Origin of the sequence: Pseudomonas sp. TNT3, assembly GCF_010095445.2 — a bacterium.
GTDB lineage: Bacteria > Pseudomonadota > Gammaproteobacteria > Pseudomonadales > Pseudomonadaceae > Aquipseudomonas.
Genome location: NZ_WFGV02000020.1, coordinates 1 through 21,212, shown reverse-complemented (window position 1 = coordinate 21,212; position 21,212 = coordinate 1). Strand labels below are relative to the sequence as shown.

The window sequence follows — 21,212 nt, the reverse complement described above, 5'->3', positions numbered from 1 at the left end:
GGCAACCCGGCAAAATGCCTGACATGAATCCCGACCCCGCTCTACCCGCCTGCTGCACCCCACTCGACGCCCATTGGCCGTTGCCAATCGCGCTACCTGATACGGTTTTGTTGAGCACTCACTTCGACAGTTCTCAGCTGAGCAGCGATGATTTTCGCCGCAGCGCGATCGAGCCGCCCTCCAGCATCCAGCGCTCCGTTGCCAAGCGGCAGGCGGAATTTCTGGCCGGGCGGATTTGCGCCAGAGCCGCATTGCAACAGTTGGAGGGCGTGGGTTTCAGTCCGGCCATTGGCGAAGATCGAGCGCCGGTATGGCCTGGGCACATCATCGGTTCGATTACCCATAGCACCGGACGCGCCGCGGCGATTGTCGCAAAGAAAACCCATTGGCGCGGTCTGGGTATGGATCTGGAAAACCTGCTCAACCCGGAACGGGCCGAGCGCCTGGCGGGTGAGATTCTCACCGGCCCGGAGTTGCGAAGAATGGCCGCGGGTCGACGAGATCAGCTGGCGATGCTGGTGACGCTGACATTTTCGGTGAAGGAAAGCCTGTTCAAGGCGCTGTATCCGATCGTGCAGCAGCGGTTCTATTTTGAACACGCCGAAGTGCTGGAATGGAGCGAGGCCGGGGATGTGCGGATCCGCTTGCTGACGGATCTGTCGAGTGAGTGGCGTAATGGGGTTGAGCTGGACGCACAGTTTGGGATCATGGATGGGCAGTTGTTGAGTCTGGTCAGCATCAAGGCTTGAAGCGTTGGGGGGGTCGAAGAGGCCTTGACTGACACCTGAGCGCTCAACGCTTTTCCTGATTCCTCGGCCAGCTCAGGCTGAAGCACGCGCCGCCCAGACTCTTGCTCTTGCCAATCAACGCTCGTCCATCGTGCCAATGGATGATCCGACGCACGATGGACAGGCCCAGACCATGCCCACCCGAGGCACGGGTGCGGCTGTCATCGAGTCGCAGGAACGGGGTGAAGATTTTCTCCCACGCGTTTTCCGGCACGCCCGGTCCATCGTCCTCGACGTCGACCCGACAACGTTGCTGCCCCACCTGATAGCTGACCGTTACCCTGGACGTGGCGTGGCGCATCGCGTTGCTCACCAGGTTTTGCAGCGCCCGATGCAGGTAGCGGGGTTCAGCTTCGACCCAGGCATCGTCGCAATCGGCCGCAGACAGGCACAAGCCACGTTGCACAGTTACTTGCGAACGCAGAGGCGCGAGCTCCTCGATCACCTGATTGACCAACGCATCGAGATCGATACGCTGAAAGTTCAGGGCCGGTGAGCCCTGCTCCAGGCGCGCATAGGTGAGCATCTCGTCCACCAGCTTATCGAGATCTTCGATGTCGTGATCCATGCCTTCACAGTACTTTTGCAGCGCTTGCGGTGTGGACGCGGAACCGATCATCTCCAGGCCAAAGCGCAGGCGCGCCACCGGTGTGCGCAATTCGTGCGACACGGCGCGCACCAGTTCCCGCTGAATCGCCAACAACTGCTGCAAGTGCTCGGCCATCCCGTTGAATGCTGACGCCAGACGCCCCACCGAATCAGCGCCCCGTGCCGGTACTCGGGTTTCCAGGCTGCCTTTGGCGATGCGCGTGGCTGCCGCTTCCAACCCGCGCAAACGACGCTCGAGCTGACGCACCAACAAATAAACGATCAAACCAATCAGGCTCAAACCCAGCGCCGCGATCAGCACCAGCCACTCCGGCGGATAAGGGTTCATCTGGTACAGCGGGCCGATCTCCAGCACCCACGGCGTACCCACCATCCCGGCAAACACCCGGATCGAATCGCCCCCCTTACCCAGCGCCATCACCGTGTCGCCTTCGGAAACCCGCCGGCTCTGGTCCTCATCCATGTCCGCGTCATCGACCGTGACCAGTCGCAAGTCGAAACCGAAGCCCTTGTCTTCTTTCAATTGCGCCAGGCGCTTGGGTTGGTCGGCCACCGGGACGCGCACCAGTTCGTCGGCCAGCAGGTAAATGGTCGCCCGGGCCAGTTGCTCGCTGATCTGCTGCACTTCCCCTGTCAGCACCAACTGTTCCTTGTCGCTGACCAACCGATAGACCACCGCCGCGTGCGGCCCGGTTTGTTCGACCAGCGCCTGGCCGCGCAGCACACGAGTGCGCTGGGTGAGATCAAGGTCGGTCTGGGTGAAGGTCTTCAGCGCCAGCGGAATACCCAGCAGGCGCTCCCACACCAGCAAGGCACGGTGGCGTTCGGTTTCGTTCATGGGTTGCAGGTTGTCGGCCATCAACGAGAACGTGCCATGAGCCAGGCGCTCGCGGTATTGCTCGCTGCGCACCTGATTGAGCAAGTGCAGGGCCAGCACGCCGAGCACCGCCACCAGAATCAGCGCCGCGCACATGCCGCCATAAATTCGCAGGAAGATCGAGTTCACAGGGTGCAGGCTTCCGGAACGAACAAATAGCCTTTGCTGCGGATGGTCTTGATCAGCCGAGGGTGCTCCGGGTCATCGCCGATCTTGGGGCGAATGCGCGAGATGCGCACATCGATGGAACGATCCTGCCCGTCGTAACCGATGCCGCGCAGTGCGGTGAAGATCTCTTCGCGGGAAAGTATGCGCCCGGCGTTGGCCACCAGCAGCCAGAGCAGATCAAACTCGGCGCTGGTCAATTCGATACTGGCGTCACGCAGCCAGGCCTCGCGCAAAGCGTTGTCCACCACCAGCGGACCGAACTGCAGACGCCGTTGTTTTTCAGGGGCGACCTCAGGCGCCTCGCTGCGCCGCAGCAAAGCCTGGATACGCGCCAGCAAGAGCCGAGGACGAACCGGTTTGCACACATAGTCGTCTGCCCCCATGTCCAGCCCCAGAATCTGATCGGTGTCGTCGGTACGAGCGGTGAGCATCAGAATCGGGCCGTCGAAACGGTCGCGAACCTTGCGGCAGATGCTCAAGCCATCTTCGCCGGGGAGCATCAAGTCAAGGATCACCAGGTCTGGCTGCTCCTTGATGATGCGGGCCGCGGCCAGTGCCCCGTCACCTTCGATCGAAACGCGCAGGCCGTTGGCCTCCAGGTAATCGCGGGTCAGTTCGGCCAGACGCTGGTCGTCCTCCACAATCAAAACCTGCCAGGCTTCTTGCTCCACGGTGACCTCTGCTTGCCGAAACACTAATAAGGAAGGATCCACCCGTCTTTTTGTAATGATTGGGGAGGATAAGAAAATGCGTACACATGGGCCGATTGTATAAACGTCGCTCGCCCAGAACACAAGGCGGCAAATGCGTTCGGACATGGGCATTTTTTGTGGTAGGGTTCGCGCCCTTAAAAAACCACCGGACAGTTTCCGACCGCTGAAAACCCATGACAAACGGTCTACTCCAGCAGGGTCGCGGGCTACACGCTGATTCCAGGTTTCACACACAATTTACGCACAGGCTTATCCACAGGTAGTACGTTGCAACACCCTCCAAAACGCACTATCTTGTACCCCGGCGCGAAAAAAACCCTACATGTAGGGTTTTGCACAAAAAACCAAACACAAACCAGACACCAATTTCAAGCGCTTTTATTGCCTCTTTCTGGTTGAACCAAACGTATTTTCGAAAGACCAAACCGCTCGTGCGGATGGCTACTGTTTTTGGGCCGTAAACGGCGAAACGGTACGGGTGTTGCAGTCAATTGCTGTCACCCAAAAGGAATTCGGTTTCAGGCTCCAGGCCTGCGACCAAAGACTTCGGCATGGAAGCGGCGCCCCAATTGCCCCTTCCTGATCTGTCCCGAAGTTGGTATGCCCGGCCCCCGCCGGTTGTAGTGCTTCAGGACGGAACGGTGGGCACCGAGACGGTGCCCAAACAAACATAGAGAATGTGGAGACAACCCCCCATGCAAACCGACACAACTCGCGAGAACCCGCAGGGCACCTTGCCGCAGGCCGCTGATTCGAATTCGGATCTGTCCGCCACCGCGCCTGGCCAACTGCGCGTGATCAAGCGTAACGGCACTGTCGTTCCTTATACCGATGACAAGATCACCGTCGCTATCACCAAAGCGTTTCTCGCAGTTGAAGGCGGTACCGCTGCCGCTTCGTCGCGAATTCACGACACCGTTGCCCGCCTGACCGAGCAGGTCACCGCGACCTTCAAGCGTCGCATGCCTTCCGGCGGCACGATCCACATCGAAGAAATCCAGGACCAGGTTGAACTGGCCCTGATGCGTGCCGGCGAGCAGAAAGTTGCCCGCGACTACGTGATCTACCGTGACGGTCGTTCGAAAGAACGCGCTGCCCATGCTCCGGCCGAAGAAGCGGTCAACGCTCACCCGTCGATTCGCATCACCCGCGCCGATGGCACCTTTGCCCCGTTGGACATGGGCCGTCTGAACACCATCGTCACCGAAGCGTGCGAAGGCCTGGAAGAAGTCGACGGCGACCTGATCCAGCGCGAAACCCTGAAAAACCTGTACGACGGCGTGGCCCTGACCGACGTCAACACCGCCCTGGTGATGACCGCCCGTACGCTGGTCGAGCGTGAACCGAACTACTCGTTCGTGACCGCTCGCCTGTTGATGGACACCCTGCGTGCCGAAGGCCTGAGCTTCCTGAACGTTGCAGAAAGCGCGACCCACCACGAGATGGTCGACCTGTACGCCAAGGCCCTGCCTGCCTACATCGCCAAGGGTATCGAATTCGAATTGCTGAACCCGGTCCTGGCCACCTTTGACCTGGAAAAACTCGGCAAGGCAATCAACCACGAGCGCGATCAGCAGTTCACGTACCTGGGCCTGCAAACCCTGTACGACCGTTACTTCATCCACAAGGACGGTATCCGCTTCGAACTGCCGCAGATTTTCTTCATGCGCGTGGCCATGGGCCTGGCCATCGAAGAAAAGAACAAAGAAGACCGTGCGATCGAGTTCTACAACCTGTTGTCGTCCTTCGACTACATGTCGTCGACTCCGACCCTGTTCAACGCCGGTACCCTGCGTCCACAGCTGTCGAGCTGCTACCTGACCACCGTGCCGGATGACCTGTCGGGCATCTACCACGCGATTCACGACAATGCCATGTTGTCGAAATTTGCAGGCGGCCTGGGCAACGACTGGACACCGGTTCGTGCACTGGGCTCTTACATCAAGGGCACCAACGGCAAATCCCAGGGCGTCGTTCCGTTCCTGAAAGTCGTGAACGACACCGCCGTTGCCGTTAACCAGGGTGGCAAGCGCAAAGGCGCTGTCTGTGCCTACCTGGAAACCTGGCACATGGACATCGAAGAGTTCATCGAGCTGCGCAAGAACACCGGTGATGATCGTCGTCGTACCCACGACATGAACACTGCCAACTGGATTCCTGACCTGTTCATGAAGCGCGTCTTCGATGACGGCAAATGGACCCTGTTCTCGCCATCCGAAGTACCGGACCTGCACGACCTGACCGGCAAGGCCTTCGAAGAGCGTTACGAGTACTACGAAGCCCTGTCCGAGTACCCGGGCAAGATCAAGCTGTTCAAGACCATTCAGGCCAAAGACCTGTGGCGCAAAATGCTGTCCATGCTGTTTGAAACCGGCCACCCTTGGCTGACCTTCAAAGACCCGTGCAACCTGCGCAGCCCGCAGCAGCACGTGGGCGTGGTTCACAGTTCGAACCTGTGCACCGAGATCACCTTGAACACCAACAAGGACGAGATCGCCGTTTGCAACCTGGGCTCGATCAACCTGCCGAACCACATCGTCAACGGCAAGCTGGACACCGCCAAGCTGGAACGCACCGTGAACACCGCCGTTCGCATGCTCGATAACGTTATCGACATCAACTACTACTCGGTGCCACAAGCGAAGAACTCCAACTTCAGGCACCGTCCAGTCGGTCTGGGCATCATGGGCTTCCAGGACGCGCTGTACCTGCAGCATATTCCTTACGGTTCCGACGCTGCCGTCGAGTTCGCCGACAAGTCGATGGAAGCGGTCAGCTACTACGCGATCCAGGCTTCCTGCGACCTGGCTGACGAGCGCGGTGCCTACGAGACGTTCCAGGGTTCGCTGTGGTCCAAGGGCATCCTGCCGCTGGATTCGCAACAGATCCTGATCGAGCAACGTGGCCAGAAGTACATCGACGTTGACCTGAACGAATCCCTGGACTGGGCACCGGTTCGCGCCCGTGTACAGAAAGGCATTCGTAACTCCAACATCATGGCCATCGCACCGACCGCGACCATAGCCAACATCACTGGCGTCTCGCAGTCGATCGAACCGACCTACCAGAACCTCTATGTGAAATCGAACCTGTCGGGCGAATTCACCGTGATCAACCCGTACCTGGTTCGCGACCTGAAGGCTCGCGGTCTGTGGGACTCGGTCATGATCAACGACCTGAAGTACTACGATGGTTCGGTGCAGCAGATCGAGCGTATCCCGCAAGAACTCAAAGAGCTCTATGCAACGGCGTTCGAAGTGGACACCAAGTGGATCGTTGACGCGGCAAGCCGTCGTCAGAAGTGGATCGACCAGGCTCAGTCGCTGAACCTGTACATCGCTGGCGCTTCGGGCAAGAAGCTCGACGTCACCTACCGCATGGCTTGGTACCGTGGTCTGAAAACCACTTACTACCTCCGTGCCCTGGCCGCGACCAGCACCGAGAAGTCGACCATCAACACGGGCAAGCTGAACGCTGTTTCGAGCGGCGGCAACCACGGTGAAGATTCGGTTCTGGCAGCTCCAGCCGGTCCAGCTCCAGTGCCGAAGGCTTGCGCCATCGACGAGCCGGATTGCGAAGCTTGCCAATAAGCTGAGCCGGTAAAACGAAACCCCCGACAGGCCTCAGGCGTGTCGGGGGTTTTCTTTTTCAGGTCTTTAAACATCAGAAGATCTTGATATACGTACAGGTATGAAAAACCCCTCTTCCGAGGGGTTTTTTATTTAGCGCTACCACCCAAACAACATCAGGTCATCTGAATGATGGTCTGCATGAGGGTGCTCTGGGTGGAGATGGTCTTCGCGTTCGCCTGGTAGTTACTCTGCGCCTTGATCAGGTCGACCAGTTCATTGGTCACGTTGACGTTGGACTCTTCCAGGGAATTGGAGCGGATCGTACCCAGGCTACCGGTTTCCGGCGAGTCGTAGCCCGGAATACCCGATGAGTAGGTTTCTTTCCAGGCAGTGCCACCGACCGCTTGCAGGCCTTGTTCATTGGTAAAGCTGGCCAACGATATCTGGCCGATCGGCTTGGTTTGGTAATTACTGAAATTCGCCAGCAGTACGCCGCTGCCATCAATGGTCAGGTTGGTGATCTGGCCAGTGGCGTAGCCGTTCTGTACCGGAATCGAACGTGCGGTGTCGGCGTTGTATTGGGTGGTGTTGCCCATGGCGATGGTCACGCCATCCGGGTTGGAGCTGGCGCCGTTGGCCTTCCACACGCCGTCGGTCACAGTACCTGGAACCCAGTTGGTCACCTTCAGCTCATTGCTGATGGTCGAAGTCGGCGGAGTCGTCGGCGGAGTCACTGGCGTACTGATTTGGGTTAGTTTGCCAGCCGAGTCAAATGTCATGGTCGAAGGAACCGGGTTGGTCGGCAGGCTGCCGTCCATGTTGCGTCCATCGATCAGCGTGTAGGTATCCCACGTGTTAGCACTGGTTTTCACCATGTACTGATTCATCTCGTGCTGATTGCCCTGGCTGTCGTAGATCGGCGTATTGAATTGCTTGCTATAGGTCTCAGACTTGGTTGGATCGAATTTGTTGGTGGCAACGGTCTGGTCAATGACCTTATCCGTGGAGTTCAGGTTAATCGTCGACGACACCGCGCTACTCGACTTCGGAGCCAGGTTGGAGGTGTCGATACGCAGGTCGGTCAACATACCGTTCTGGATCTTGCCGCTGGCATCCACACCGTAGCCCTGCAGGCGGGAAGTGCCGTCGGTGTTGGTGACATAACCGTCCTTGTCGACCTTGAACGTACCGGCGCGGGTGTAGGACAGCGAACCGCTGTTATTGAGCACGAAGAAACCGGAGCCGTTGATGCCCATGTCCAGTACGTTACCGGTGCTGCTGATATCGCCCTGGGTGAATTGCTGGGAAACGTTGGCCAGGCGCACACCGCTGCCGACGACCTTGCTTCCGGTACCCAGCTTGGTGGCCGAGTAGACGTCTTCGAATTCCGCACGGGACGATTTGAAACCGGTGGTCGCGACGTTGGCGATGTTGTTGCCGGTCACGTCCAGTTGTTTGTTGGCTGCAAAGAGACCGCTAAGGCCGATATTGAAAGACATGTTTCACTCCTTTATGCCGGGTTAGTCGGCTTTACATACCAATGGTTTGTACTTTGGACAGGGCGATGCTGCCCAGCCCGGCGAGGTTGAGCATCAACTCACCGCCCGTCTGGCTGATGGTCACGCTGTTGACCGTCGCTGGCAGGTTGGTGACCAGCGATACAGCCTGGCTGTCGATGGTGGCCGTCGCCGCGAAGGTGTAAGTACCCGACTCGACCGTATTACCCGCGCTGTCTTTTCCGTCCCAGATAAAGCTGGCATTGCCGGCAGTCTGGCTGCCCATGTCGATGGTGCGGACGACCTTGCCGTCCTTGTCGGAAATCTTCAGCGCGACCGCAGGGACAGAGCCCGGAATGGCCACGGTACCGGTCATGCTCTTGGAGGTATCGACAACCGCTTTATCGCTAGGCGCGATCACGGAACGCCCCACCAGCGACGAGGCCTGCAAAGCCTGCGACGAGTTGTAGTTACCGGCAATGCCACTCACCGTATCGTTGAGTGTGGTGATGCCTTCCAGACTGCTGAACTGCGCCAATTGGGCGACGAACTCGCCGTTGTCCTGCGGTTCGAGCGGATTCTGGTTTTTCAGCTGGGTCACCAGCAACTGCAGGAACGCGTCTTTGCCCAGGGCTTTTTTGCCGGCAGCGCTATTGGTTGCCGACGCCAGGCCATCACTGGTGGTGGAGGTGTTCTTGATCGAGGAGTTGGCCAGGATGTCGTTGAGGCTCAAACCGCTTGTCGTATCGGTAACACTCATCTGAGTCGCCCCTTATCACTGACCGAGAGTCAGGACCTTCTGCATCATGGTTTTGGCCGTGTTCATCATTTCGGCGTTGGTCTGAAAGGACCGGCTCGCGGAAATCATGTCGGCCATTTCCTCCACGACGTTGACGTTCGGGTAGTAGACATAGCCCTTGGCATCAGCAGCCGGATGGTTCGGCTCGTAGCGAGCCTCCAGGTTGCTCTGGTCTTCGACCACACCCAGCACTTGCACACCCTGACCCGCCGCGTCCTGATTCTGGAACAGCGAATCGCTGCCGCCGCTCTGGCCACCCTGGAACATGGTGGCGAACACCGGATGACGCGCGCGGTAGGTTTGATCGATGCTCGACGAGACGGTCTCGGCGTTGGCGATGTTACTGGCGACGGTGTTCAGGCGAGTGGTCTGGGCACTCATGCCGCTACCGGCAATGTTGAAAACACTGGACAGGGACATGAATTATTCTCCGCGCAGGGCTGAAATCAGCCCTTTGAATTTACTGTTGAGCAAGGTGAAGCTGGCCTGGAAGTTGACGGAGTTTTCCGCGTAGTTCGACTGTTCCAGCTGGGCGTCCACGGTGTTCTGATCAATCGACGGTTGCATCGGCGTGCGATACAGCAATGACTCGTCACCGCTGTCCAAGCCTTGGGCCTCGATATGACGGCTGTTGGTCATGTTCAGCGCGAAACCGGCGCCGCTCTTGGTTTTCTCGCTCTGTTCGGCAAGCACCTTCGAGAAGTCCAGATCCCGAGCCTTGTAGTTCGGGGTGTCCGCGTTGGCGATGTTGTTGGCCAGGACTTCGGCACGCTGTGCGCGGAAGTTGAGAGCCTGTTGGTGAATACCGAGCGCTTTATCGAAGCTGATGCTCATGTCGGGAAACCTTCGGGTGACCTGATTTTTCGTACGGTGAACTTAGCAAGCCGCGTGCCAATTGGAGAAATCCCGCAAACAGTGGGTTTGCGGGCAGTGGCAAGTGTGGCAATGACAGAAAAGCGGCAATCGACTTCCGCCGCCTGCCGCTTTTCTGCCGCTTTCCAAGGACAACACCTATCCGTGTAGGAGCTGCAATTGCGGCAGACAAAAAAAGGGAGCCCCTGAGGACTCCCTTTTTTATGTCTGCCGCAATTGCATCACTTCGCCTGGTAAATGATCCCCGGGCTGCACTGGACCATCTGGTAATGATCCGGCAATCCATTCAGCGCTTCGGAAGCGCCGAGGAACAGATAGCCCCCAGGTTTCAACGTGCTATGGATGCGCAACAGGATGTCTTTCTTCACCTCGGCGGAGAAGTAGATCAACACGTTGCGGCAGAACACGATGTCGAACTTGCCAAGCGCCGCGTAACTGTCCAGCAGATTGAACGAGCGAAACTCCACCCGACTCTTGATCGGCGCCTTGATGGCCCAGCGTCCCGGTCCCTTGGGATCGAAATAACGCTGCAGACGCTCGGGCGAAAGACCACGACCGATTGCCAGGCTGTCGTACTCGCCAGTCTTGCAGTTGGTCAGCATGGTGCCGGAAAGATCAGTGGCAACGATCTGCACACCCATCTTCAATTGCCCCAGGTTGACCCGCTCGAACTCATCGATCGACATCGACAGCGAATACGGTTCCTGACCCGACGAGCACGCGGCCGACCAGATTCGCAGGCGCTGGCCGGGCGCCGCCTTGATCGCTTCCGGCAGTACCTTGTTCTTCAAGACTTCAAACGGATAGGTGTCACGAAACCACAGGGTTTCGTTGGTCGTCATGGCATCCACCACCATCTCGCGCAAACCACTGCGCGGCTGGGTCTGGATGCGCTGGACCAGCTCACCCAGGGACTTGATGCCTTGCTGCTCCATCAGTTTGTTGAGACGGCTCGATACCAGGTACTGCTTGTTTTCACCAAGCAAAATGCCACAGGCTTTTTCCAGGAATACCCGGAACTGTTCGAAATCCAAATTACCCGTAGACAATGATGCCGCCTCTTAACTCGTGTTGACCGCCAGGGACAAAAGGCCCCTAGCTGATATCTGCTGCTTTGATCCGGTCGACTACCCGGGATGCCAGGTCATCAGGGCGGAATTTGGCAAGGAAGTCATCGGCACCGACTTTCTTGACCATCGCCTGATTGAACACCCCCGACAACGAAGTATGCAGGATGATATGAAGCTTTTGCATGCGAGGGTCACTGCGGATCTCGGCGGTGAGGGTGTACCCGTCCATTTCCGGCATCTCGATGTCGGAAATCATCATCAGGAACTCTTCTTCCGGCTTTTTACCTTCATCGACCAACTTGCGCAGGTAATCCAGCGCTTGCCGACCGTCGTTCAGCGCCACCACTTCGACGCCGACCGTTTGTAGACAACGCGAGACCTGCTTGCGTGCCACCGACGAGTCGTCGACCGTCAGCACGCGCAGGGACAGCGCCTTGTGCTGGGTTTCGACATCCACTACGCCCACGGAAATCGCTTCCGGTGTCGGCGCCACTTCCGCCAGGACTTTCTCGACGTCGATGATTTCGACTAGCTGATTGTCAACGCGGGTCACTGCCGTGAGGTAGTGATCGCGTCCAGTGCCCTTGGGCGGCGGATGGATCTCCTCCCAGTTCATGTTGACGATGCGTTCCACCGAGCGCACCAGGAAACCCTGGGTCTTGGTGTTGTACTCCGTGATGATCACGAACGGATTGCTCTGATCCAGCAATCGACCTGAACCGGTCGCCATTGCCAGATCCATAATCGGAATGGTCGCCCCCCGAATACTCGCCACACCGCACACGACAGGATTGGACTTGGGCATCACGGTCAGCTTGGGGCATTGCAGCACCTCACGAACCTTGAATACATTGATCCCATAGAGCTGCGGGCCGTCAAGACGGAACAACAACAGCTCCAGGCGATTCTGCCCTACCAGTTGCGTGCGCTGGTTTACTGAATCCATTACACCAGCCATGCCCAGACTCCTACTACCAACGCTTCAGTGTGTTGCGACGCACATTCATTGCTAAACGGCACGGCGCTTGCTTTTTAACTCGTATGAACACAGAACCGACATTTTTCCGACGCCTGACCTCAAACTTTCGCAAATCGCTTTGCGCGATGTCGGCCGTTTGCCTGTTCAACGCTGGCAGCCCTGCCCTTGCTGATGCGGTTACCTTGCCTGACATGCTTATCGGCGTCACCCAGGGCTTTCTTGAATTCACCGTAGAAGACTATTTGGCGACCAGTCAAACTGAAGGTCGTTATGAGATCCAGGTCAGCCAGCTCGATCCGCGTCTGCGCATGCCAATGTGCGACAAGGAATTGACAGCGAGCCTGGAGAGTCCGGCCAAGCCATTGGGGCGTGTTACGGTCAAGGTTCGCTGCGAGGGCGCCGCCCCCTGGACCGTGTTCGTACCCGCTCAAGTCCGGCTGTTCCGCGACGTCGTTACCACCACCCGACCGCTGCGACGCCTCGGTGTTGTCGAACCCGACGATGTGATCCTGCGCGAGCGTGACATCAGTCTGATCAGCCAGGGCTATCTGACTTCGCTGGATCAGGCGATCGGGCAAAAACTGACCCGACCAATGGTCGCCGATCAGCTGATCACGCTGGTGAACATCGAGCAGGCGGAAGTCATTACCAAGGGGGATCAGGTGGTGATTACCGCCCGTAGCGGCACACTCAGCGTGCGCATGCCGGGAGAAGCGCTGTCCAACGGTGGTTTGCGAGACCAGATACGCGTAAAAAACCTGAATTCCCAGCGGGTCATCAAGGCGCAAGTTATCGCGCCCGGCCAGGTGGAAGTCGCCATGTAGTACCTCGGGTATTGGTGTTTAGATGGCGCGCCGCTCGACTGTTCCCTAAACTGTGACTCATCCAGGGCAAGTGCTGACGCGCGCAAGCTCATTGATAAATGAGTCTAAAGTTTTCCAGGGTTTGGCCGAAAACATGGCAAGCGTCCAAATACCCAGAGGTTTTTTGATCATGGTCATCGATTTCAGCCGTCTTAACAGCTCCTCGTCACTTACGGGCAGTACACGTACCAGCGCCAGCAAGGACACGGCCGAAGCCGCCAAGTCCGCGCCGCTGAATACCCCGGCCGCAGAGGCCACTACCGTCAAAAGCGGGGAATCGGTACACCTCAGCAATGAGGCTCAGCAGTTGCAAAAGGTCACTGACAAGCTGCGCGATCAGCCCGCTGTCGATAATGCCCGCGTGGCAGAGTTGAAAGCAGCGATTGCCGATGGCAGCTATAAAGTCGACAGCAACCGTGTAGCCAGCAAACTGCTCAACTTCGAAGCCCAGCGCTAGGCTCCGGTCTGCGCGAGGCTTTTGGACGCTTAAAACCCAAGGCCAGCCATGCACGACACTAATTTACTGCAACTGATCATCGACGACTTTGCTCCAGCGCAACAATTGCTCGAGTTATTGCAAACCGAGGCCATCGCTTTGCATGGTCGCGACATGCGACTGCTCGAAGACATTCTGGCGCAGAAGCAGGCATTGATCATTTTGCTTGAACAGCATGGCCGCAAGCGCAGTGCGATCCTCGCCAGCCTCAACCTGCCGATCAATCGCCAGGGTCTGGAGCAATTGGCCGCCCAATCGAGCATTGGCGATCAGTTGCTGGCTCAGAGTGATGTTCTCACCGATCTACTGGCCCAGTGCCAGAGCACCAACGTCAGCAATGGCCAGTCCATCATGATGCAACAGGCTGCCACGGCTACCCAGCTGAAAATCCTCCACGGCGGCGACACACCAGCGCTTTATGACGCCCGCGGATCGACCTCTGTACTCGCGAAGCGGGGGCCTCTCAGTCAGGCTTGAACCCGCCGATGAGCCCGCACTATCAAGACGAGAAACATGCTGGCAAAATGCTGGCTAGCCGCAGTCAAATTTTGTCTGGAGATTGATGAACCGTGTTCAATGCCTCAAGCGCGGAAGATGCTCCGCAGCCACCCAAGGTGCTCGCAACGCCCCTTGAGATCTCCGGCACCCTACGTCAGCTGCAAGACAGCCACGACCCTCTGATCATTACGTTCCATGAGCGCAGCCAGCGCTTCCAGAGCTATCTGGTGGGTATTGACCGTGACAGCGGCACGATCTCGCTTGACGAAATGATTCCACGGGACGGTGAACGCTTCCTGCTCGCCGGCGAACCGTTCAAGGTCGAAGGCTTCCACGATGGTGTTCGCATCGCCTGGGAAAGCAATGGCGCGCTGACCATCGACGAAACGGGTGGCACTCGCTGCTATCACGGTCCGATGCCCGACGAAGTGGTTTATCACCAGCGCCGTAACGCATTCCGCGCCGCTCTTAAACTGGCACAGCTGGTTAGCGTCGATCTGGACGGTGAAAAGCTCAAGGCACCGATCAGCGGAAAGCTGCTGGACATCTCTGCTACTGGCTGCAAATTGCGCTTCGACGGCGATATCAGCTCGAGCCTTCAACTGGGGCAGGTCTACGACCGATTTGCTGCCGCCCTGCCCTTCGGCAAAATGACGGCCCCCGTCGAACTGCGTTACCTGCATTTCGAAGAAAAGATTTCCACCACCTTCGCCGGTGTTCGCTTTCATAACATGAGCGGGCTGGTGCAGCGTCAGGTCGAGAGATTTGTCTATCAGCTTCAGCGCGAAGCACGGCGTTTCGACAAAGACGACCTCTGAGTTAACGCTTCAATAAAAACGGGCAGTCCTTTTGGGAACTGCCCGTTTTTTTTGTGCGTGAATCTCAGGGCCTGGCTTCGGTGAAGCTCTGCTCGCGGCCTTCGTCAGGGTCTGGCGGCGACGGGTCGGTCTCAGGTTTTTCTTGCGGCTCTGATTCTGGTTCCGGTTCCGGTTCCGGCTCAAGTGTGATCGGGTTCTGCATCTGATCCTGCACCACCTGCTCATCAACTCGAGGGTCAAGGGCCGCTACCAATGGCGAACTCGACATGCTGTCCGGCATGGCCACGTGATGCAGCGGCGCATCGTCCACCTGATGCAGGTTGGTGACGGCTTTCGGACGAATCCGCCAGACCAGTACCAACGCGAAGAAGCTGAAGAACGCGTAGAGCATCTGACTGCCGAACAGCTTCATCAGAACCCCGGCAACCAACGGCCCGATACTGGCACCCACGCCGTAGGTCACCAGTAGCATCGCCGTCAGAGACACCCGACGATCGCCTTCGACGTGGTCGTTGGAAAAAGCCACTGCCAAGGGATACAGGCAAAATTGCACCAGGGAGCAGAAGAAACCGGTGATAAACAGCACTTCCAGCGGCACCTGCTTCATGATCGCCAGCGGCAATGCAGCCACCGCCAGGCTGAACGCGAAGCAACGGATCAACAGCGCCCGATCATAACGGTCGGACAACCATCCCAACGGCCACTGCACCAGCAGGCCAGCAAAAATGCAGCTACCCATGAACAAGCCCACTTGCTCGGTAGACAGTCCTTGCTGGGAGGCATACAGCGGCGCCAGACCATAGAATGAACCCACAATCAGCCCCGCCCCCAGCACCGTACTTAACGACTGCGGTACGCGCTTGATAAAGAACCGTGGCTCCATCGGCGCAGGGTGCAAGGGTGCAGGGTGAATCCGTCGGGTCAAGGCCACAGGCACCAGGCACAGCGCAAAACACAAGGCCACCAGCATCAGCAGCTCGAGGCCGAGCGCCGGGTGCATGACCAGAATCAACTGACCCAATACCAGGCCAAGGTACGAGGCGATCATGTAGCCGCTGAACACCAGGCCGCGCTGCTTGGCTTCGGCCTGTTCGTTAAGCCAGCTTTCGATGACCATGTACTGGCACATCATGCCCAAACCGACGATGACCCGCAGGAACAGCCAGGCGGGCAGCCAGTCGACCAATCCGTGTCCCAACACGGCCGCGCCGACGATACCGGCACACGCTGCGTAAGCCCGAATATGCCCGACACGGGCAATCAATCGGTGACCGATCTTCCCACCCAGCACCAGGCCGAAGTAGTTGGCCGCCATCAAGGCACCGACCCACAAACTGTCGACGTTGTCGGCTGCCAGGCGCAAGGCCAGGTAGGTACTCAACAAGCCCGAGCCGATCAACATCATCAGCGAAGCGAAATACAACGCTCGAAAGGATTTCCAGATTTGGCGCATCGGCGTTCCGAGCGGCTCCTTGCAGTAAGTGTCGGACTATCCGAAAAGATAGCCCGATGACGATGATTCGTCAGGCCTGGGCTGCCAGAACACGTCGCTCCCAGGGAGTAATTTCATCATAGAAGCTGGTCAACTCCATGGACTTCGAAGCGATGTAGCCTTCGATGAACTCCGTGCCAAACAGTTCCTTCGCCAATTGGCTACGTTTCAGACGCTCAAGTGCAGCATGCAAGGTACACGGCAATGAAAGATTGTCCGGCACCTCGAATTCACCCTGTATTGGCTCACTGGGCTCCAATGTGTTTTCAATGCCATATAACCCGGCTGCCAGGCTGGCCGCAATCGCCAGATAGGGATTGGCGTCAGCCCCTGGCAAGCGGTTTTCAACCCGACGAGCGACCGGCGAACTGGCCGGGATGCGCAACCCGGCGGCTCGGTTGTCGTGGGACCAGCAAGCGTTGTTCGGCGATGCGAACGGATGGCACAAGCGCTGGTAGGAGTTCACATTTGGCGCGAACAGCGCGGTGAAATCGGCCATGCCGGCCTGCTGACCGGCGATGAAATGACGAAAGATCGGGGTCGGTTCGCCAGCCTTGTCGCTGAACACGTTAGTTCCCGTGTCGATCTCGACGATGCTCTGGTGAATATGCATCGAACTACCCGGCGTGTGCGCCAACGGCTTGGCCATGCAGACTGCGGTCAGGCCATGTTTGAGGGCCACTTCTTTAAGCAGATGCTTGAACAGGAATGTCTGGTCGGCCAGCAGCAGCGGATCACCATGCAGCAGGTTGATCTCGAACTGGCTGACGCCCATTTCGTGCATGAACGTATCGCGCGGCAAGCCAAGCGCTGCCATGCATTCGTAGACTTCATTGAAGAAGGGCCGCAAGCCGTTGTTGGAACTGACGCTGAACGCCGACTGCCCGTCTTCACGTCGACCGTCCAGGCCGATTGGCGGCTGGAAGGGTTGAGTGGGGTCGGTGTTGGGCGCAAATATGAAAAATTCCAGTTCGGTCGCCACGACGGGCGCCAGACCGAGGGCGGTGTAGCGGGCAATGACCGCTTTAAGCTGGCCGCGGGTCGATAGATTCGAGCTTTCGCCGGTGAGTTCGTCCGCATCGCAAATGGCGAAGGCTCGTGGTTGCTTGCTCCACGGCAAGCGATAGACCTGCGAAGAATCAGGCACCAGCGCGAGATCGCCATCATCACTGCCATAAAAGCGTGCCGGCGGGTATCCGCCCATGATGCACTGCAACAGCACACCGCGCGCCAGTTGCAAACGGCGGCCTTCGAGAAAACCCTCTGCGGTCATCACCTTGCCACGGGGCACGCCATTCAAGTCCGGCGTGACACACTCAATCTCATCAATGCCCGTCAATCGCTGTGCGAGTGAGCCCTGGCCCTGGGTTGTCATGACGCTATCCTTGTTATTGTGCGAGCCGCGAACGGCGACCCGTACAAAATAGGCTCCGCGTGTTCGGAATATCAAGCAGCGCTCAAAAAAATGTAGGCTTCAGCGGCGCTTGCCGGGCCGTACTTCTCACGGGAGATAAAGACTGAACACCGCACCGCCCAGTGGCCCGCCATTGCTGATTTCGGTGCGACCTCCCACTCCATTGCGCTGATGCAGCGCGGCAATTCGCCCGGCGAAGTACAAGCCCAACCCCGTACTGCCCGTGGTGTGGTTGATGCCCTGCACGTAATTTGCCTGACGCTCGAGCATTTCAGTGGAATAACCTTCGCCATCGTCATTGACGGTGATGACTAACTGCCCGGCGACATCGCTGGCGCTGATCAACACCGCATGCCGCGCGTAACGGATCGCATTGTTGATGCAGTTGCCAAGCACTGTGGCGATCAGCTCTCGGTCAAAGAAACCCAGCGGGCTCAACGGGTCGACTTCATAGGTCGCCATGATCGAGCGACTGACGAATACGTCCTGGTGACACGCCAGTTGCGCCTCGATGAAATCGTCCAGTTCATGGTAAGCCGGCTGCAACGGCATCTGGTTGACACCGAGTTTGTACAGTCCCAGCAACTGCACCAGCATAGCGTTGAGGTGCGCAAACTCGAACTCGATCACACCCTGCTCCGGCGACTGCCGAACAGGGGCGGGAAAACGGGCCAACCATTGGTTGTGGGCCTGCATCACCAAGGCCAGTGAGTTCTTCATGTCGTGTACGGTTGAAGCAATCACCGTGGAAAAGTCCAGTGCCGGGTCGTCTTGGTTCATCCGCCGAACGCCTTTGATTTCAGTTTCTGATAACGCGCAGAACGCACGTCCGTTTCAGGCATCAAGCCAACCATCTTCAAGCAGGTCTGGCACTCGTCCAGTTCGGCAGACGGCACGCTGGTATCGGTGCCATGCAGCAATGACTGCGCCAAGTTCAGCGCGATGCTGATGTTCTTCGGCTGCAGTGCCAGGGCCTTGCGAAATACCGCGCGCGCTTCGACCAGGTTGCCGGTTTTGTAGATTCGCACGCCTATGCGATTAAGATCAGCAGCGACGTTGCCGGCATTGAGAATGGTCGGGTCATCGGTCAACTTGGCGATGCCCTTCATTACCGTCGGGTCGTCCCCGTATATTTCCGCGCAATTTTTCAACATGGATGCGCCGGCCTCGGGCTGCCCGAGCATTTGCAGTTGCTTTGCCACTAACAGCGCGGCTTCGGCGCTCATGAAGTTTTCCATGCCGTCGAGCCGCTGTATGGCTTGTTCGGTGAGCTTCTCGGCGGTTTCCGCGTCGTTGATCAACATGCTGGTGGCTTTCATCAATCGCGCACGGATCTGCAGACCGGGATCAGAGGGGTTTTCCTTGGCGACGGCGCTCAATGTTGTGTTGATCTCCAGACGGGTCCGCGTATCAAGCCCCTTCTCACTGCCTTTGCTGATCAAGGCGTGGGCCAGGCCGAGATTGCTTTCTGCGTCCTTGAAGCGCGATTGGGCACCTTGTGCCACGGCTTGGCGGTAAGCCTTGGACGCGGTATCGAAATCCTCGTTGGTCATCGCCAGCTTGCCCAGCTGCGCCTGCCTACGCACCGCCAGGGGCGAAATGCGAACGGCCTCTTCCAGCACCCGCTGGGCCGCCTTGGTGTCCCCTTCAGAAACCAGAACATCGGCCATGCCGTCGTAGAGCGCCGGCATCATCGGAAACACTTTCAGGGCTTTTTCATAAACGCCCTTGGCTTGTAAGACTTGCCCGCGCTTGAACAATAATTTGCCCAACCCGGCAAACGCCCAGGGCAGCGGCCGATCAGCGATGATGCCGTCGTACAAACGCTCCAGCGCTTCGTTTTGATTGAGGTCACGCAGGGCGTCGGCGCGATAACGCAAGCACAACGGCGAGTAACGGATGTCCTGCTTGCACAAGGCGATGCAAGCGTTTAACACTTCTATCGGTTTCCCACGATCGAGCGCTTGCAGGATCGGTTTGAGCAAAGTCTTGCGCTGCACCAGCCGTTCCAGCCGCTGGGCCAGTCCTGCACGATTGAATGGTTTGGTCAGGTAGGCGTCAGGCTCGTGTTCCAGGGCGCTCAAGACCATGGCCTGGCTGGTTTCCGCAGTGACCATCACGAACACGCTTTCATGGCTGATCAGCTTATCGACCATGAGGTCTTCGAGAACCTGTTGACCATTCTTCTTGCCGTCGCCCAGATGGAAATCCTGCAGGATAAAATCGTAGGCCTTCTGCGAACACATGCGCAGCGCTTGCTCACCAGTGTCCGCAGTATCGACATCCTTGACGCCAAGCTCGCGCAGCATTGACCTGACGGAGCTGCGGAAATCCGAGAAATCATCAACGATCAGGAAACGCTTTTGGTGATACGACAGCATCGAAGATTTCCAGGCAGTTGAAGGATATTTCTGGGACCGTCAGTGTTATCGGCCTGAGGTGGCATTCCCTTGAGACGGTAGCCATTGAATTACGGGTTAAATATATGAAGGTGCAACGATCAAACAGGTTAATCCTGCGTTTCTGCCACGCGTCCATCGACCTGTTCTTCCGCGATTTGGCCGAAGTACACCGAGAGCGCGCGTTCTGCATCGTTTTGTCGGGCACGGGCACTGATGGCGCCGTCGGTTTGTCGCGTATCAAGGAACACGGGGGTTACGTTCGCTCAAGCACCGGAAGACCCTGAATTCGATGGAATGACTCGCGCCGCCGTTGAAACCCGGATGGTCGATATGGTGCTGCCGGTGGTACAACTGCCGCAAAAGCTACTGGATCTGTGACGCAACTCTCGCGAAATTCGCCTGCCGACGGCGAACGACCCGGAACTTCAAGCTATTGCCACTGTGTTCAAGCGTGATGCGGCGCTGGCCGAGCAGCTGCTTCACGACATCCTGATCCAACTGCGCACCGGCACCGGTCATGACTTCAAACATTACAAGCGTGCCGCGGTGTTACGCCGGATCGAACGACGGATGCAGGTCACCGGCCAGCCGGACCTGAGTGGCTACTACCGCTACCTTCAAGACAATCCAGAGGAAACCAAGTCGCTGCTGGAGGATATGCTTATTGGCGTGACCAACCTCTTCCGTGATCGCGAAGCGTTTGAGGCGTTGGAGCGCAACGAGGCACGGTTGAGGTCAGTTCAGCAGGGTTGGGCACTGGTTGTACCTTTACTGTTTGTTTGCCACTGACGCGAACTGGGTATGACGCTGAGGCGCCGGAGCAGGTTGAAGAGGTCTCTGGAAGACTGAGCGGATTAACGATTCTGTTGGTCGATGACTCTGCGGATGTGCTGGAAACCTTGAAGATGCTCCTGGAGATGGAAGATGCACAGGTGACTGCGTTCGATCGTCCGGTGACGGCGCTGGACGCGGCCAAGAGTACCCGCTTCGACTTCATCATTTCAGACTTGGATATGCCGGTTATGAACGGTCACGAATTGATGAGCGCTTTGCGTCAGCTGCCACATCATTTTCGCTCCATGAATGGTCTATGGAGTAAGGCACAGAGGTTACTGACTTTCCAATGTAGGTCGTCGGCGCAAATGATTGTGGTATTGGCACTTTCCTGCGGACAAAACAAAACCCCTGTTCGCGTTAGCAAACAGGGGTTTCGGAATTTAATCTTGACGATGACCTACTCTCACATGGGGAAACCCCACACTACCATCGGCGATGCATCGTTTCA

At 57.8% G+C, this 21,212-nt stretch carries 19 protein-coding genes and 1 pseudogene; 8 read left to right on the top strand and 12 right to left on the bottom strand.

Going from position 1 to position 21,212, the window contains the following annotated elements; translation table 11 throughout:
• Positions 1-23 precede the first annotated feature (23 nt).
• Positions 24-749, top strand: a complete 726-nt coding sequence (locus GBC55_RS13985; RefSeq protein ID WP_218576858.1) for a 4'-phosphopantetheinyl transferase superfamily protein — start codon at positions 24-26, stop codon at positions 747-749.
• A gap of 43 nt (positions 750-792) precedes the next feature.
• Here GBC55_RS13985 and GBC55_RS13980 read toward each other — a convergent pair whose 3' ends face one another.
• Both GBC55_RS13980 and GBC55_RS13975 read right to left on the bottom strand, forming a co-directional pair.
• Positions 793-2,403: an ATP-binding protein gene (locus tag GBC55_RS13980; protein WP_162437937.1), complete on the bottom strand. Its 1,611-nt coding sequence runs from the start codon at positions 2,401-2,403 to the stop codon at positions 793-795.
• On the bottom strand, positions 2,400-3,113 hold the full coding sequence (locus tag GBC55_RS13975; RefSeq protein ID WP_162438007.1) for a response regulator: 714 nt from the start codon (positions 3,111-3,113) through the stop codon (positions 2,400-2,402). The genes GBC55_RS13980 and GBC55_RS13975 overlap by 4 nt, the downstream gene beginning before the upstream one ends.
• Positions 3,114-3,850: 737 nt before the next feature.
• On the opposite strand from GBC55_RS13975, the gene GBC55_RS13970 reads away from it, so the two are divergent.
• Positions 3,851-6,745, top strand: coding sequence for a ribonucleoside-diphosphate reductase subunit alpha (locus tag GBC55_RS13970; RefSeq protein WP_162437936.1), 2,895 nt, complete (start codon positions 3,851-3,853; stop codon positions 6,743-6,745).
• A gap of 155 nt (positions 6,746-6,900) precedes the next feature.
• Here the strand turns inward: GBC55_RS13970 and flgE are convergent, their stop codons facing one another.
• The 6 genes from flgE to GBC55_RS13940 form a co-directional block, all read right to left on the bottom strand.
• Positions 6,901-8,226 carry a flagellar hook protein FlgE gene (gene flgE, locus GBC55_RS13965; protein ID WP_162437935.1) on the bottom strand — a complete coding sequence of 442 codons (1,326 nt, stop codon included), beginning with the start codon at positions 8,224-8,226 and terminating at the stop codon, positions 6,901-6,903.
• 31 nt (positions 8,227-8,257) lie between these two features.
• Positions 8,258-8,983 (bottom strand): flagellar hook assembly protein FlgD, encoded by a 726-nt coding sequence (gene flgD, locus GBC55_RS13960; protein ID WP_162437934.1) that lies wholly within the window; start codon positions 8,981-8,983, stop codon positions 8,258-8,260.
• Positions 8,984-8,998: 15 nt separating this feature from the next.
• Positions 8,999-9,442: a flagellar basal body rod protein FlgC gene (gene flgC / locus GBC55_RS13955; protein ID WP_007937507.1), complete on the bottom strand. Its 444-nt coding sequence runs from the start codon at positions 9,440-9,442 to the stop codon at positions 8,999-9,001.
• Between the two features lie 3 nt (positions 9,443-9,445).
• Positions 9,446-9,856: a flagellar basal body rod protein FlgB gene (flgB, locus tag GBC55_RS13950; RefSeq protein ID WP_162437933.1), complete on the bottom strand. Its 411-nt coding sequence runs from the start codon at positions 9,854-9,856 to the stop codon at positions 9,446-9,448.
• Between the two features lie 260 nt (positions 9,857-10,116).
• Positions 10,117-10,944 (bottom strand): protein-glutamate O-methyltransferase CheR, encoded by an 828-nt coding sequence (cheR, locus tag GBC55_RS13945; RefSeq protein ID WP_045061805.1) that lies wholly within the window; start codon positions 10,942-10,944, stop codon positions 10,117-10,119.
• A 46-nt stretch (positions 10,945-10,990) separates the two neighbouring features.
• Positions 10,991-11,923 (bottom strand): chemotaxis protein CheV, encoded by a 933-nt coding sequence (locus tag GBC55_RS13940; protein ID WP_162437932.1) that lies wholly within the window; start codon positions 11,921-11,923, stop codon positions 10,991-10,993.
• 83 nt (positions 11,924-12,006) lie between these two features.
• On the opposite strand from GBC55_RS13940, the gene flgA reads away from it, so the two are divergent.
• The 4 genes from flgA (at position 12,007) to GBC55_RS13920 (ending at position 14,619) form a co-directional block, all read left to right on the top strand.
• Positions 12,007-12,768 (top strand): flagellar basal body P-ring formation chaperone FlgA, encoded by a 762-nt coding sequence (gene flgA / locus GBC55_RS13935; RefSeq protein ID WP_162437931.1) that lies wholly within the window; start codon positions 12,007-12,009, stop codon positions 12,766-12,768.
• Positions 12,769-12,937: 169 nt separating this feature from the next.
• A complete protein-coding gene (gene flgM / locus GBC55_RS13930; RefSeq protein ID WP_162437930.1) occupies positions 12,938-13,264 on the top strand; it encodes a flagellar biosynthesis anti-sigma factor FlgM in 327 nt (108 codons plus the stop codon).
• Positions 13,265-13,312: 48 nt separating this feature from the next.
• The gene (locus tag GBC55_RS13925; protein WP_162437929.1) at positions 13,313-13,780 is read left to right on the top strand and encodes a flagellar protein FlgN; all 468 of its coding nucleotides are present in this window, start codon (positions 13,313-13,315) and stop codon (positions 13,778-13,780) included.
• Between the two features lie 92 nt (positions 13,781-13,872).
• Entirely contained in the window at positions 13,873-14,619 is a 747-nt protein-coding gene (locus GBC55_RS13920; protein ID WP_162437928.1) for a flagellar brake protein, read from the top strand.
• A 64-nt stretch (positions 14,620-14,683) separates the two neighbouring features.
• On the opposite strand, the gene GBC55_RS13915 is transcribed toward GBC55_RS13920, so the two are convergent.
• From GBC55_RS13915 to GBC55_RS13900, 4 genes are all read right to left on the bottom strand, one after another.
• Positions 14,684-16,072, bottom strand: coding sequence for an MFS transporter (locus tag GBC55_RS13915; protein ID WP_162437927.1), 1,389 nt, complete (start codon positions 16,070-16,072; stop codon positions 14,684-14,686).
• A gap of 70 nt (positions 16,073-16,142) precedes the next feature.
• Positions 16,143-17,384 (bottom strand): glutamine synthetase family protein, encoded by a 1,242-nt coding sequence (locus GBC55_RS13910; protein ID WP_178114303.1) that lies wholly within the window; start codon positions 17,382-17,384, stop codon positions 16,143-16,145.
• 228 nt (positions 17,385-17,612) lie between these two features.
• Entirely contained in the window at positions 17,613-18,305 is a 693-nt protein-coding gene (locus GBC55_RS13905) for a HAMP domain-containing sensor histidine kinase (protein WP_162437925.1), read from the bottom strand.
• A complete protein-coding gene (locus GBC55_RS13900) occupies positions 18,302-19,906 on the bottom strand; it encodes a tetratricopeptide repeat-containing response regulator (RefSeq protein WP_162437924.1) in 1,605 nt (534 codons plus the stop codon). The genes GBC55_RS13905 and GBC55_RS13900 overlap by 4 nt, the downstream gene beginning before the upstream one ends.
• Positions 19,907-20,052: 146 nt before the next feature.
• On the opposite strand from GBC55_RS13900, the pseudogene GBC55_RS13895 reads away from it, so the two are divergent.
• A pseudogene (locus tag GBC55_RS13895) lies at positions 20,053-20,647 on the top strand (chemotaxis protein CheB); the annotation flags it as partial.
• Between the two features lie 146 nt (positions 20,648-20,793).
• Positions 20,794-21,212: response regulator (locus GBC55_RS13890; protein WP_162437923.1), on the top strand; the 419-nt coding region annotated here is incomplete at its 3' end.

What these genes read in the sequence shown, in the direction of transcription:
- flgE (WP_162437935.1), bottom strand. Translation starts at nt 8,226, where the DNA reads ATGTCTTTCAATATCGGCCTTAGCGGTCTCTTTGCAGCCAACAAACAA.
- flgM (WP_162437930.1), top strand. Translation starts at nt 12,938, where the DNA reads ATGGTCATCGATTTCAGCCGTCTTAACAGCTCCTCGTCACTTACGGGC.
- GBC55_RS13910 (WP_178114303.1), bottom strand. Translation starts at nt 17,384, where the DNA reads ATGACCGCAGAGGGTTTTCTCGAAGGCCGCCGTTTGCAACTGGCGCGC.
- GBC55_RS13905 (WP_162437925.1), bottom strand. Translation starts at nt 18,305, where the DNA reads ATGAACCAAGACGACCCGGCACTGGACTTTTCCACGGTGATTGCTTCA.
- GBC55_RS13985 (WP_218576858.1), top strand. Translation starts at nt 24, where the DNA reads ATGAATCCCGACCCCGCTCTACCCGCCTGCTGCACCCCACTCGACGCC.
- GBC55_RS13940 (WP_162437932.1), bottom strand. Translation starts at nt 11,923, where the DNA reads ATGGCTGGTGTAATGGATTCAGTAAACCAGCGCACGCAACTGGTAGGG.
- flgC (WP_007937507.1), bottom strand. Translation starts at nt 9,442, where the DNA reads ATGTCCCTGTCCAGTGTTTTCAACATTGCCGGTAGCGGCATGAGTGCC.
- flgA (WP_162437931.1), top strand. Translation starts at nt 12,007, where the DNA reads ATGAACACAGAACCGACATTTTTCCGACGCCTGACCTCAAACTTTCGC.
- GBC55_RS13900 (WP_162437924.1), bottom strand. Translation starts at nt 19,906, where the DNA reads ATGCTGTCGTATCACCAAAAGCGTTTCCTGATCGTTGATGATTTCTCG.
- GBC55_RS13970 (WP_162437936.1), top strand. Translation starts at nt 3,851, where the DNA reads ATGCAAACCGACACAACTCGCGAGAACCCGCAGGGCACCTTGCCGCAG.
- flgD (WP_162437934.1), bottom strand. Translation starts at nt 8,983, where the DNA reads ATGAGTGTTACCGATACGACAAGCGGTTTGAGCCTCAACGACATCCTG.
- flgB (WP_162437933.1), bottom strand. Translation starts at nt 9,856, where the DNA reads ATGAGCATCAGCTTCGATAAAGCGCTCGGTATTCACCAACAGGCTCTC.
- GBC55_RS13925 (WP_162437929.1), top strand. Translation starts at nt 13,313, where the DNA reads ATGCACGACACTAATTTACTGCAACTGATCATCGACGACTTTGCTCCA.
- GBC55_RS13915 (WP_162437927.1), bottom strand. Translation starts at nt 16,072, where the DNA reads ATGCGCCAAATCTGGAAATCCTTTCGAGCGTTGTATTTCGCTTCGCTG.